Raw genomic sequence first — 12,271 nt, forward strand, 5'->3', positions numbered from 1 at the left:
GATGCCTGCCTATTCCTACCGCGCTGCAGATCGTGCCGGAGTGGCCAGAAAGGGCGTGGTAGAGGCGTCCTCGCCTGCCGCCGCACGGGCGCTCCTTCGCGAGCAGGCCCTGCTGCCGCTGTCCGTCGAGGCGGCGGGCGAGCGCAAGGGCATCTCGCTGCCGGGCTTCCGCCGCGGGGTCTCGTCAAAGGCACTGGCGACGGTCACGCGCCAGATCGCCACGCTGGTCGGCTCGGACATTTCCATCGAGGAGTCGCTTCGCCTCGTCGCTACTCAGTCGGAGAATGCGGCGGTCAGCGCGTTGCTGGTCGAAGTGCGCGGCAGCATCCTCGACGGCCGCAGCTTCGCCGCCGCGCTCGCCGCGCATCCCAAGGCATTTCCCGAATTCTACCGGGCATCGGTGGCAGCGGGGGAGGCTTCGGGTAGGTTGCCCGATGTGCTCAACCACCTCGCCGAGTTCGTCGAGAACCGTCAGACCAATGGCCAGAAGCTCCAGCTCGCCCTCCTCTATCCGGCGCTGCTGGCAATCGTCTCGATCGGGATGATGGCGCTGTTGATGGTCTATGTCGTGCCCGACATCGTCCGCGTCTTCATTTCGCGTGGTGCCGATCTGCCGCTGCTTACCCGGATGCTGATTGCGATCAGCTGGTTCGTCCAGAAGTTCGGGCTCTATCTGCTGCTCGCACTCGCCGTGTTCGGCTTGCTGTTCGCGCGGTGGGCGAGGGTGTCTGCCAATCGGCTAAGGATGGACCGCTTCTTCTCCGAGCGTCGCCCGTTCCGCCGCTTCAGCCGCCAGCTGAGCGCCGCGCGCTTCGCCGGAAGTCTTGCGACCTTGGTCGGCAGCGCGGTGCCCCTGGTCGAGGCGCTGCACGCGGCGGCTGCGGTTACGCCCAATCGTTGGGTGCGCGAGAAGGCACTCGGCGTCGCTGCCCGCGTCCGCGAGGGCAGCAGCCTCCGCGCGGCAATGCAGGAGGCGGGCGTGTTCCCGACGATGCTGGTCGCGATCGTCGCCTCGGGCGAATCCTCGGGCAAGCTGGCCCCCGCGCTCGACCGCGCCTCCACCGAGCTTGAGCGCGAACTCGACGCCTTGGTCTCCGCGCTGGTCGCGCTCGCCGAGCCCTTGGTGCTGCTGGTGATGGGCGGGTTGGTGCTGATGATGGTGCTGGCGATCCTGCTGCCAATCATCAACCTGAACAATCTTGTGACCCTCTAGCTACATCTGCCCCTGGACCTTGATGCCCGCAGGGACACCGAGGAAGGGCAGCATCGCGGAGCCGTCGGGCGTGACGCTGACATCGACAAGTCCGCTTTCAGCCAGGGTGGCTTCGACCAGAACCTTGCGGCGCTGAGTCATCGGTGCGAGGCGGATGCGAGTGGTGTTGCCGATATGCTCGGCGGTGAGGATCAGCGCCGGGACCGACGAGGCTGCCCCGCCACTTTTGGCGTGGCAAGTGCCCGGATCGGTCGTCATCGTCCCATCCATCATCTGGCTGCCGCCGCCGATCGCGATCTGCTTCATCTCGACCTGCATCACCATGTCGCACGTGAAGGGCAAATTGGGCTGGAGCGCCTGGAGCAGGCTCGCATTGGCCGAGCCGCTGACATTGTCGAGCACGACGCGGCCGCCCGCATGCATCAGCATCCGGCCGCCGAGATCGGTGTCTGGCCCGCTGCCCTTGAAATCGGCTGCGAAGGCCAGGCTGGTCAGCGAGCGCAGCGGCGCCATCTGCCATTCGAGCTTGGTGCCGCCGGCTACGCCGACTTCGCCGTTCCACACCGTGCCCGCCACGCCGGTGCGCCAGGGCTGGTTCTTGACGATGACGCTTGCTGGGATCGTCGCGAGCATCGCCAGCACGTAAGCCGCTATGCCGGGCACGACGAAGACGATAATACGGCGCCGTGCCAGAGCTTCCACATCTCGAATCGGCGCTGGATCGCCGAGAGCTGCTGCGCTTGCTGCAATCGGGGCTGGCCGCATCAGTTGCGCTTCCTTCTCTCGCCATTGCCGCAGAGAAGAAGGACAAGCGCCCGATCGCCCTGCTGGTGCCGCTCACGGGGCCGCGAGCGCGGTTGGGGTCTAGCATGCGCCAAGCGGCCTTGCTCGCGGAAAACGGGCAATTCGTGCAGAGTTTCGACACGCTGGGCACGGCCGCAGGCGCCGCCGCCGCGGCCGCCAAGGCGCTCAAGGCCAAGCCTGGCTTAATCCTCGGGCCGCTGTCCGCCGAGGAAGTGCCTGCGGTCTCCTCGACCATCGCCGGCCGGGTGCCGATCATCGCGTTCAGCAACGATTCGGTGCTCCGCGCGCCGAATACGTGGATCTTCGGGATTACCGCGGGGCAAGTAACATCAGCGATCCTGCGCTATGCCCGCACCCGCGGCGTCAGGTCGGTCGCGGTGATCGACGACGGCACGCCGTGGAGCGCTGCGGCGACGCTTGCCGCGGGGCGGATGGAGAGCGAATTGGGCATCGCCGTGCGCGTGCTGCAGGTGAAGGCGGGGCAGGCGCTGCCCGATGCCGGCGAGGCGCCCGATGCCGTGCTGTTGCCCGGAAGCGGCGAGGCTGTGCTCGCGGCGGCGCGCAATCTCAAGGACAGCGGCATCCAGTTGCTCGGCACGCTGCAAGGGCTGGATCACCGCCCGCAGGCGCTGGAAGCATTGACCGGTGCCTGGATCGCCAGCCCCGATCCGGCAGCGTTCGGCACGTTCGCCGCCGAGTTCGAAGCGCGCAACGGCGGCGGTGCGGGGACGATCACGGCGCTGGCTTATGATGCGGCGGGGATCGCCAATGCGCTGCGCAAGGCTGGGAAGCTGGGTGCCCCGGGCCTGCTCGACAGCAAGGGCTTCAATTGCGTGACCGGGCCGGTCCGTTTCCGCACCGATGGCTCCGTGGCGCGGGACTTTGCGATCCTGGTGGCGCGGGCCGATGGATATGAGCCGGTGGCGGTGAGCTCCGGTTCATGAACGCGCGCCGCGGGGAGGCGGGGTTCACGCTTCTCGAACTGATGATCTCACTAGGGCTGTTCGCACTGATCGCCGTGGCCGGGCTCGCTCTGGTCGACGGGATCATCAAGGTGCAGGACCGCACCGAAGGCCGTTTCGATCGGCTTGCCGACCTGCAGCGCGCGATGTTCGTGGTGTCGGGCGATCTCGAGCAGATCGCGCGCGGGACGGTTTCGGGCGGGGCAGCCAATCTCTCGTTCAGCCGCGCGGCGCCGGCGGTGGGCGGGTCGGCAGTTCCGGTCCGCTACTCGATCGCCAACGGCAATCTGGTTCGCCAGATCGGCCCGGCGCTGCAGCCCCTGCTCGGCGGCGTGGCGACGGCGCGCTGGCGGTTCTGGGACGGCGGATGGTCCGATCGGTGGCCGATCGATGATGAAAGCCGCGAACGCTGGCCGCGCGCGATCGAGATCGAGATGCAGGTCGCGGGGCCCGGCGGGACGCCGGCCACGCTGCGCCGCGTCGTGACCCTGCCGATCCGCGCCGAGGAAGCCAAGTGAGCCGGCGCGATGAGGAGGGCATGATCCTCGTCAACGTGCTGATGTTCGTCGCCATCGCCAGCGGGCTGGTGTTACTGATGATCAACCGCGAAGAGCTGGCGCTCGACCGCGGCCTTCGCACCCGCGAAGCTGCGCGGGCACTGGCAGTGGTGCGCGGCGGCGAGCTCTCGGCGCTAGCGGCGCTGCGGCGCGATGCCGAAAATGCGCCTGGTGAAGATCATGTCGGCGAACCTTGGGCCAAGCTGTCCGAGCGCGCCGCGCCGATCGAGGGCGGCAGCTTTTCGCTCGCGATTTCGGACGCCGAGGGACGGTTCAACGTCAACTCGCTGCGCGCGGGCGAGGCTGCCTCGGTGGTGCTGTTCCAGACCATCGCCAGCCAGGTTGGCTTGCCGCCCGAGCAGGCGCTTGCCGCTGCCGAATATGTCCGCCGCGAAGGCCCGCTCGCCGATCTCCGCCCCCTCCGCCTCGCCGGCGTAGATCCCAATGTCGCCGACCGGCTCGAACGGCTGGTGACCGCGCTGCCGGGCAAGACCGCGCTCAATCTCAATGCCGCCGACCCCGAAATGCTCCAGATCCTGTTCCGCGATCCACTGGTCGCCGCGCGGCTGGCGGAAGTGCGGGCGCGGCAGGGGTTCCTAACCCTCAAGGACCTGTCCGACCAGCGCGTGGCACTGCCCTGGGGCGCGTCGTTCCGCTCCAACACCTTCTGGGTGCGTATCCGCGCGACGATCGGCGGCACCAGCCAGCAAGGCGCGACATTGATCCAGCGGCGGCTCGATGCAGAGGGCAAGATGGAAGTGGTGCCCGTCGAGCGCTGGCGCGGCGCGGCAGTCCCACCGGGTGCACCGCCATTGCCGTGACAGGCTAATTGCAACGGGTCTGGGCGCGAATGTTCCCAATCTTCGCAGTGACCATGGGGCTCCACGACACGCGATGGCGGGCAGGACAGGCGCGTTCCAATTCCAACGGTTCAAAGAGCCGCGGCTGTAGCGGCAGGCCTGCTGAAGCAAACGAAATCCTACATTGCAAGACTTCTATCAAAGCTTCTCCCAGCCCCGTCCGAGAGGGAGTGAAAGAGGCTAGAGCAAGATCCGGAATAGCGCGCCGCCACCCGGGGCGTCGGTAACGTCGATTGCGCCGCCATGGGCGACGACGATCTGGCGGGCGAGGTTGAGGCCGACGCCGGTGCCGGTCGCGCGGGTGGTGAAGAAAGGGAGGAAGACGTCCTGGCGGAGCTGGGCAGGGACGCCGGGGCCGTTGTCCTCGACTTCGATCGCGACGCCCTCAGTGGTAGTCAGCAGGCGGAGTGCCAGGCGCGGGGATTCTACTTTCGCCATCGCCTGCGCGGCATTGTGCATCAGATTGATCAGCACCTGCGCGAGCAGATCGGGATCGGCATCGAGCGCGAGGCCCGCTGGCACGATTTCGAGGGCGAGGGGGACCGCCGGGGCCTTGGCCGCGAATATGCGCGCCAGCTCGCCCGCCCATGGCTCTGCTGCAAAACGCTGGCGCTTGATCTCGGGCGTACGCGCGACTTCGCGATAAGCCTCGATGAAATTGCCGAGGCCCTGCGCGCGGCGGGCGAGGGTGGTGACTGCCGAGCGGGCATCGCCGATGCGCGGATCGGCGGCGAGATCGGGATCAGCGAGCAGATCGGCGGCGGTCGCGGCGAGCGACGTGACGGGAGTAAGCGAGTTGAGGATTTCGTGCGTCAGTACGCGGACGAGATCGGTCTGCGCGGCCATCTCGACGGCGTCGAGCGTGCCCTGGATCGGCTGGACGCCGAGCGCGCGGGTACGCTGGCCGAGCCGGTCAAGCGTGGCGGTGCTGACCAGCACGCGCTGCGGGCGGCCGCCGAGATTGAGGATCAGCAGTTCCTCGCCCGGCGCACTGTCCGCCAGCCGTCGCGCGAAGGTCGCGCCATATTGCGCGAAATCCTCAGGCCGGGTGCCATTTTCGCCCTTGAACAAGCGGCGCGCAGCCTTGTTGGCGAGGGTGATCTGGTCTTCGGCGCTGACGGTCAGCACCGCTACGGGAATGTCATCCACCAGTGCGTCGAGATAGCGCAGTTCGCCTGCGGCGCGGTCCTGTTCTGTACGGAAACGGCCTAGAATTTCGTTGAGCGACTCCGCGAGTTCACCGAACCCGGCGCCGCCGTGCCCGTCGAAGCGGATTGCGGTGTCGCCGAACTTCACGGCCTCGAGGAAGCGCGCCAGCGTGCGGTTGGTGCGGGTGACATGGCGCCAGAGGCCTGCGAACATCGCCGCCGTCAGCGCGAGCGCCACCAATCGCGCCGCGCCGAGCCCCGGATTGGCGAAGGCGGCGAAACAGGCCAGCAGCGCAACGCCCAGCAATGCGATCCAGGCGAGCAGCCCGATCGTGAAGCGCTGGTCAAAGCCCATGCTTCTCCATCCGGCGATAAAGAGCCGCGCGCGACAGGCCGAGTTCGGCGGCGGCGAGCGAGATATTGTAGCCGTGCTTCTTGAGCGCTTCCTCGACCAGCCTGCGCTCGACCCGCTCGAGGTTGAGATCGTCGTCGGCGCGCGGCGCGATCACGGCGCCGGGCGCGATCCGCGGCGCACTGGAGACCAATGCGAAGTCGCTAGGCTCGAGCGCAGCATCGCGCGCCAGGATAACGGCGCGTTCGAGCGCGTGGCGCAGCGCGCGGACATTGCCCGGCCAATCGTGGCGCAGCAATGCAGTGTGCGCGGCGGCGCTTAGCTTGGGAATTTCGCGGCCATAGCGGCGGGCATAATGACCGAGATAATGGTCGATCAGCTCGGGCAAGTCCTCCGGACGCTCGCGCAGCGGCGGCAGATCGATCTCGACGGTGTTGAGGCGAAAGAGAAGATCCTGACGAAAATGGCTTTCGTCGCGCAGCTTTTCGGGCGTCATGTTGGTGGCGGCGATCACCCGGATATCGATCGGCACAGGCTTGTTCGCGCCCACGGGGGTAACTTTTCGCTGTTCCAATGCCGTCAGCAATTTGGGCTGCAAGCGCAAGGGAAGATTGCCGATTTCGTCGAGGAATAGCGTGCCGCCATCGGCGGCCTGAAGCCGTCCGACCCGATCCGAGCGGGCGTCAGTGAAGGCGCCCTTCACATGGCCGAACAATTCGCTGTCGATCAGGTCTTCGGAGACCGCGCCAAGATCGACGGTGAGCATCACCTTGTCCGCGCGGAGCGACTGGCGGTGCAACTCGCGCGCGGCCAGCTCCTTGCCGGTGCCGTTCTCGCCGAGGACCAGCACATTGGCCTCGGTCGGGGCCGCGCGCGAGATCAGCGAATGGACGCGCGCCATCGATGGCGACTGGCCGAGCAAAAGCGAGCCACCGGCAGCCGCCGGGGCCGGGGCGGGGGCCGCGACCATCGTCCGGCGCGAGCGGCGCAAGGCTGCGGCAGTGCGGACCGTGGCGAGCAGGCGATCGTTCGACCAGGGCTTCGAGACGAAATCGGTCGCGCCGCGCTTCATCGCCGCGACTGCGACCTGGACGCCGGCATGCGCGGTGATCATCACCACCACCAGTTCGGGATCGATTGCGAGCAATTTGTCGAGCCAGGCCAGGCCCTCGGCGGCGTCGGTAGCACCGCGGGCGAAATTGGCGTCGAGCAACACGACATCGGGCGGGCGCGCCGAGATTGCGGGAAGCGCCTCCTCGGGTGAATTGGCGATCGCCACATCCTTGAACAGCCGGCGCAGCAATAGCCGCGACGCCATCAGGATGTCGTCGTCGTCATCGATGATGACGCAAAAATCGAATTCCGGCCCGCTCCCCATCCCGCCACTCCCGTACAGCCACTGTGCGAAATCGGACATATCAATTTGCGTGCCAATGTTCGGGCTTGCTTAAAATCGCCCATCATCACGGCCTTTCACCGGTGGCAGAGGTAAAAATGCCGGTTGGCACGGCTCCTGCTTTTGTTTCGGCAGGGAGACTGATGGTGCCTACGCCAAACAAGAAAACGCCTGTTTATATGCTGCTCGCCCTGGCGCTTGCCGGAGCCGTCGCCACGCCGCGACCGCGTCTCGATCTGGGATATCAGAAGGGGCAAAGCGGGCATGCCGAGCTCGGTCTCGGCTTCGCATCGGTGAAGATAGCGTTCGATTCCGGACACAAGTGTTCGAATTCGAACGGTTGCGAAGGTGCGATGCTGTGATCACGCTGGCGCGCGCTGCCGCAGCGCGCTTGGCACGGCGGTTGCTAGATCAATGAACATGGGTGTTGTTCGGATGCAGAAGAATATGGGCGACCGCCCGATCACCGGGAGCGGGATGGACGAAGTCGTCGAGACGCGGAAGCTGTCGATGCGGACCAAGGCGATCCTCGGCGGAGTGGCGGTGCTGATCGCGGCGCTCGCCTTCTGGTGGTTTGCGCCATCCGGATCGAGCCAGACGGTGGGCGCGGATCATGTCACGGTATCGAGCGTCACCAAGGGCACGTTCGACGATTTCATTCCGCTGCGCGCGCGGGTCACGCCGCTGCTGACGGTCTATATCGACGCGGTCGAGGGCGGACGGGTCGAGAAGATGCTGGTCGAGGACGGCGCCAATGTCGCCGCGGGCCAGCCGATCGCCTTGCTTTCCAATGCCGAGCTCCAGCTTTCAACGCTCGCGCGGCAGACCGAAGTCGAGCAGCAGATCAACAATATGCGCAGCCAGGAGCTTGCGCTGGCACAGACGCGGCTCGCCAATGAGCGCTCGGTGCTCGAAGCGGGGCTCGCGGTGGAGAAGGCGCGCCGCCAATATGAGCGCGAGCGCCCGCTGGCCGACAAGGGCTTCGTGCCCGCCAAACAATATGCCGACACGCGCGATCAGTACGAATACGAGCGCCGCCGCTACGAAGTGCTCAAGCGCACCCAGGCGACCGACGCGCGGCTCCAGGGCAGTCAGCTCTCGCAGCAGCAGGCTGCGGCCAAATCGATGCAATCGGGGCTGGGGATCGCCCGCGCCAATCTCGACGCGCTCCAGCTGCGCGCGCCCGTCGCTGGGCAGCTTTCGGGCTTCTCGGTGCAGGTCGGCCAGTCGCTCCAGCGCGGCGAGCGCGTCGGACAGATAGACAGCCCCGGCCGCAACAAGCTGATCGCCGGGGTCGACGAATTCTATCTCGGCCGCGTCCAACTCCAGCAAAAGGCGATGCTCGATTTCGGGGGCAAGCGCTTCGCGGCGCGCGTTACCAAAATCTATCCGCAGGTGCAGAACGGCCAGTTCCAGGTCGATCTGCAGTTCCTCGGCGATGAGCCCGCCAACATCCAGCGCGGCCAGACGATGCAGGCGCGGCTGACGCTGGGCGATCCGGCCCCGGCGCTGCTCGTGCCCAACGGCGCCTTCTATAACGAGACCGGCGGCAATTGGATCTTCGTGGTGACCCCCGACGGGCGCAGCGCAGTCAAGCGCACCGTTCGCCTGGGCCGCCGCAATGCCGAGTTCATCGAAGTGCTCGAAGGCCTCGAGGCTGGCGAGAAAGTGCTGACCTCTCCGTACACCGGCTTCACCGACAAGGACCGTCTGGACCTCACCAAATGACGAGCGAGAAAGGGAATTCCATGCTGACGATGCGCGAGCTTTCCAAGGTCTACCGCACCGATACCGTGCAGACGACTGCGCTGGACGCGATCGACCTCGACATCGCCGATGGCGAGTTCGTCGCGATCATGGGGCCTTCGGGCTGCGGCAAATCGACACTGCTCAACATGATCGGGATGCTCGATAGTCCTTCCTCCGGCTCGTATGTGTTCAACGGCAAGGAAGTTGCCGGGCTGAGCGAGAGCAAGCTCGCCGACGTCCGCAAAGAGAATATCGGCTTCATCTTCCAGAGCTTCAATCTGGTCGACGAACTGAGCGTGCGCGACAATGTCGAGCTGGCATTGCTCTATCACAATGTGCCCAATTCGGAGCGCAAGCGCCGCGTCGATGAAGTGATGGACAAGGTCGGCATCGCCCACCGCGCCAAGCATCGGCCGAGCCAGCTTTCGGGCGGCCAACAGCAGCGCGTCGCGGTGGCGCGCGCGCTGGTCGCATCGCCAAAGCTGATCCTAGCCGACGAGCCGACCGGCAATCTCGACACGCACCACGGCGAGGAAGTGATGCGGATGCTCCAGACGCTCAACGGCGAAGGCTCGACCATCGTCATGGTCACGCACTCGCCCGCGCATGCCGATTATGCCGGCCGCATCGTCAACATGCTCGACGGCCGCATCCTGCAAGAACGCCGCCGCGCCGCTTGAGGCACTCGGAAGAATTCGAGGCCAGGGTTCAGGGAGGACCGCAAGATGTGGCGTAACTATCTGCTGATCGCGTTGCGGATGCTGGCGCGGAATCGCGTTTATGCCGCGATCAATATGGGCGGGCTGGCGCTGGGGCTGGCGGGTTGCCTGCTGATCCTCGCTTATATCCAATATGAGCGCCGCTACGATGCGTGGCTGCCGGATAGCGAGCGCATCATGCAGGTGCAGGCGACCTGGCATGAGCCGGGCCAGCCGGTGACCCGCTCGCAATCCAGCCCGTTCGCGGTGCGCGACACGCTGCGCGGCGGTTTCCCGCAGATCGAGGCGCTGACCGTGCTGAGCGACGGGCGCACCGTGACGATGCGCGACAATCAGCCGCTTTTCATCGACGCGCAGACTGTGGACCCCGCATTCTTCGATATCTTCAAGCTGCCGTTCGTGGACGGATCGGAGGCGACTGCGCTGCCCAACACCAATTCGATCGTGCTCACGGAAGCCGAGGCGATCAAGCAGTTCGGTACCACCAAGGCAGTCGGCAAGACGATGAGCTTGGGCGCGGGCGAGGGCAAGCGCGACTATATGGTCAGCGGCGTGCTCAAGGACTTGCCGCGCGATTCGAGCCTGAGGCTGTCGCTGCTCTTTCGCTTCGATCCCGCCGATTACGATGCGGTGCCCGCGGCCTACAAAGGCTGGGGCAATATGAACCAGCAGCATTATGTGCGGCTGCGCGCGCCCTCGGATGCGGCGGCGATCAATGCCGCGCTACCGGTTTGGGAGAAGCGCACGATCGTGCCGCAAGTGATCGACGGCAAGGCATCGTCGCAGGCGGACATCATGGATCTGACGCTGGTGCCGATCTCGGAAGTGCATCTGGGCGACGCGCAAGCGGGCTCGATGGCGCCTGGCGGCGACGCCCGCGCGCTGGCCACTTTCGCGATCGTGGCGTTGCTTACTCTCGGCATGGCGATGATGAACTTCGTCAATCTCTCCACCGCGCGCGCCACCCAGCGCGCCCGCGAAGTCGCGTTGCGCAAGGTGCTGGGCGCAACCCGCGGGCAATTGATCGTCCAATTGCTCGGCGAGTCCGTGCTAATGGCGGGCGTGGCGATGGTGCTGGCGCTTGCCATGGCCGAGCTTGCCACGCCGTGGATCGCCGGCTGGATCGATGCGGATATCGCGCTGACCTATTTGGGCGAGGGGGGCATGCTGTGGCCCGCGCTGGGTCTGTTCGCGGTTACCGGGCTGCTCGGCGGCATCTATCCTGCGCTCTATCTCAGCCGCTTCCAGCCCGCCCAGGTGCTGCGCGCCAACAAATCCTCCGCGGAAACGCCGGGCAGCGGGCGTCTGCGCACCGGGCTGGTGCTCGTTCAGTTCGCCATCGCGATCGGCCTGATCGCCTCTACTTGGGTGATCTATTCGCAGACGCGCTACGTCGAGACGGTCGACCCCGGCTATCGCCGCGACGGGCTGGTCCAGATCGACGCTGCGTGGCGGTTCGCGGGCAGCGAGCGCTACGACGCCGCGCGCCGCGAATTGCTGGCGGTGCCCGGCGTAGTCGCGGCGGGACGTACCAATCTCGGCGTCGCGGCGACCAACAAGAGCATCATGGCGGTTCGTGCGCCCGGCGGTCCCGAAGACCTTTCGATCGGCATGTATGCAGTCGATCCGGACTTCTTCGCGACGATGAACATGCGGCTGCTCGCTGGCCGGCTGCTCGGTGATGCCCAGGCCAACGACCGCGTGCTGCGTTCCGGCGAAGACGCCGCCGATGCGGTGCTCGCGGCAGAGCGTGTGGCGCGCGGAATCAATATCGTGATCAACCGCAATGCCGCGCGATTGCTCGGATACGGGTCCCCCCAGGCCGCGATCGGTCAAACGATTAAAGCCGGTCTCGACGGCGCCGATCTGGTTCCCTCGACCATCGTCGGCGTCGTCGAGGATACCCGCATTCGCACCGCGCGCGATCCGGTCGAGCCGATTATCTACACCTATGATCCGGGCCGGACGAGCCAAGTGGTGGTCCGCTATGCCGCCGCCAGACCGGGCGACGTGATGGCGGGCATCAACAAGGTGTGGCGCCAGTTCGAGCCCGAAATCCCCTATCAGGGCCGTTTCGCCGAAGCGATCATCGCCGAGGTCTATGCCGCCGAGCGGGCACGCGGCGCCTTGTTCGCGGCGTTTTCGGGGCTTGCGGTGCTGATCGCCTGCCTGGGCCTCTACAGCCTGGCGTCGTTCACCACCGAGCGGCGGACCAAGGAGATTGGCATCCGCAAGGTGCTTGGCGCCAAGGTGCGGCACATCGTGCAACTGCTGGTGTGGCAGTTCTCCAAGCCGGTGGTGCTGGCCAATCTTCTCGCCTGGCCCGCCGCCTGGTGGGCGATGCGCGAGTGGCTCAACGGCTTCGACGTCCGCGTTCCGCTGACGCCCGGGCCCTTCGTGATCGCGGGCCTGCTAGCGCTCGGCATCGCGATCGTGACGGTCGCCGGGCAATCGATGCGCGTTGCGCGCACCAATCCCATCCACGCCCTCCGCTACGAGTAGGAGCAGACC

Annotated in this window: 11 protein-coding genes; 8 read left to right on the top strand and 3 right to left on the bottom strand. The window is 66.4% G+C overall.

Translation table 11 applies throughout. The annotated features are described in order from the left end of the window. Window position 1 precedes the first annotated feature (1 nt). Window positions 2-1,213, top strand: coding sequence for a type II secretion system F family protein (locus tag ACZZZM_RS09425; RefSeq protein ID WP_463594846.1), 1,212 nt, complete (start codon window positions 2-4; stop codon window positions 1,211-1,213). Here the strand turns inward: ACZZZM_RS09425 and gspN are convergent, their stop codons facing one another. Beyond that, window positions 1,214-1,915 carry a type II secretion system protein N gene (gene gspN, locus ACZZZM_RS09430; protein ID WP_463594847.1) on the bottom strand — a complete coding sequence of 234 codons (702 nt, stop codon included), beginning with the start codon at window positions 1,913-1,915 and terminating at the stop codon, window positions 1,214-1,216. Between gspN and ACZZZM_RS09435 the strand changes: the two genes are divergently transcribed. From ACZZZM_RS09435 to ACZZZM_RS09445, 3 genes are read left to right on the top strand one after another with little or no spacing between them, the layout of a single operon-like run. After that, window positions 1,900-2,961 (top strand): ABC transporter substrate-binding protein, encoded by a 1,062-nt coding sequence (locus ACZZZM_RS09435; RefSeq protein ID WP_463594848.1) that lies wholly within the window; start codon window positions 1,900-1,902, stop codon window positions 2,959-2,961. The two genes, gspN and ACZZZM_RS09435, sit on opposite strands and share 16 nt — an antisense overlap. Then, a complete protein-coding gene (locus ACZZZM_RS09440) occupies window positions 2,958-3,497 on the top strand; it encodes a type II secretion system protein GspJ (RefSeq protein WP_463594849.1) in 540 nt (179 codons plus the stop codon). Before ACZZZM_RS09435 ends, ACZZZM_RS09440 begins: the two co-directional genes overlap by 4 nt. Next, window positions 3,494-4,357: a type II secretion system minor pseudopilin gene (locus tag ACZZZM_RS09445; RefSeq protein WP_463594850.1), complete on the top strand. Its 864-nt coding sequence runs from the start codon at window positions 3,494-3,496 to the stop codon at window positions 4,355-4,357. The genes ACZZZM_RS09440 and ACZZZM_RS09445 overlap by 4 nt, the downstream gene beginning before the upstream one ends. Window positions 4,358-4,576: 219 nt before the next feature. On the opposite strand, the gene ACZZZM_RS09450 is transcribed toward ACZZZM_RS09445, so the two are convergent. Next, window positions 4,577-5,899 carry a sensor histidine kinase gene (locus ACZZZM_RS09450; RefSeq protein ID WP_463594851.1) on the bottom strand — a complete coding sequence of 441 codons (1,323 nt, stop codon included), beginning with the start codon at window positions 5,897-5,899 and terminating at the stop codon, window positions 4,577-4,579. Beyond that, window positions 5,889-7,313 (bottom strand): sigma-54-dependent transcriptional regulator, encoded by a 1,425-nt coding sequence (locus ACZZZM_RS09455; protein ID WP_463594852.1) that lies wholly within the window; start codon window positions 7,311-7,313, stop codon window positions 5,889-5,891. The genes ACZZZM_RS09450 and ACZZZM_RS09455 overlap by 11 nt, the downstream gene beginning before the upstream one ends. A 62-nt stretch (window positions 7,314-7,375) precedes the next feature. Here ACZZZM_RS09455 and ACZZZM_RS09460 point away from each other — a divergent pair, with 62 nt between their 5' ends. The 4 genes from ACZZZM_RS09460 to ACZZZM_RS09475 are packed head-to-tail and all read left to right on the top strand — an operon-like array spanning window position 7,376 to window position 12,262. Next, window positions 7,376-7,654, top strand: a complete 279-nt coding sequence (locus ACZZZM_RS09460; RefSeq protein ID WP_463594853.1) for a hypothetical protein — start codon at window positions 7,376-7,378, stop codon at window positions 7,652-7,654. A 52-nt stretch (window positions 7,655-7,706) separates the two neighbouring features. Continuing rightward, complete coding sequence (locus ACZZZM_RS09465) at window positions 7,707-9,020, top strand: efflux RND transporter periplasmic adaptor subunit (RefSeq protein ID WP_463594854.1); 1,314 nt, start codon at window positions 7,707-7,709, stop codon at window positions 9,018-9,020. Window positions 9,021-9,040: 20 nt separating this feature from the next. Continuing rightward, window positions 9,041-9,721 (top strand): ABC transporter ATP-binding protein, encoded by a 681-nt coding sequence (locus ACZZZM_RS09470; protein ID WP_463596415.1) that lies wholly within the window; start codon window positions 9,041-9,043, stop codon window positions 9,719-9,721. A gap of 45 nt (window positions 9,722-9,766) precedes the next feature. Continuing rightward, the gene (locus ACZZZM_RS09475; protein WP_463594855.1) at window positions 9,767-12,262 is read left to right on the top strand and encodes an ABC transporter permease; all 2,496 of its coding nucleotides are present in this window, start codon (window positions 9,767-9,769) and stop codon (window positions 12,260-12,262) included. The last annotated feature ends 9 nt before the right edge of the window (window positions 12,263-12,271 follow it).

The sequence above is a fragment of the Sphingomonas sp. AC522 genome (assembly GCF_979258125.1).

Excerpts from the sequence above, each read along its gene's own strand:
- ACZZZM_RS09425 (WP_463594846.1), top strand. The coding sequence starts at position 2 with ATGCCTGCCTATTCCTACCGCGCTGCAGATCGTGCCGGAGTGGCCAGA.
- ACZZZM_RS09440 (WP_463594849.1), top strand. The coding sequence starts at position 2,958 with ATGAACGCGCGCCGCGGGGAGGCGGGGTTCACGCTTCTCGAACTGATG.
- ACZZZM_RS09450 (WP_463594851.1), bottom strand. The coding sequence starts at position 5,899 with ATGGGCTTTGACCAGCGCTTCACGATCGGGCTGCTCGCCTGGATCGCA.
- ACZZZM_RS09455 (WP_463594852.1), bottom strand. The coding sequence starts at position 7,313 with ATGTCCGATTTCGCACAGTGGCTGTACGGGAGTGGCGGGATGGGGAGC.
- ACZZZM_RS09465 (WP_463594854.1), top strand. The coding sequence starts at position 7,707 with ATGAACATGGGTGTTGTTCGGATGCAGAAGAATATGGGCGACCGCCCG.
- ACZZZM_RS09470 (WP_463596415.1), top strand. The coding sequence starts at position 9,041 with ATGCTGACGATGCGCGAGCTTTCCAAGGTCTACCGCACCGATACCGTG.
- ACZZZM_RS09475 (WP_463594855.1), top strand. The coding sequence starts at position 9,767 with ATGTGGCGTAACTATCTGCTGATCGCGTTGCGGATGCTGGCGCGGAAT.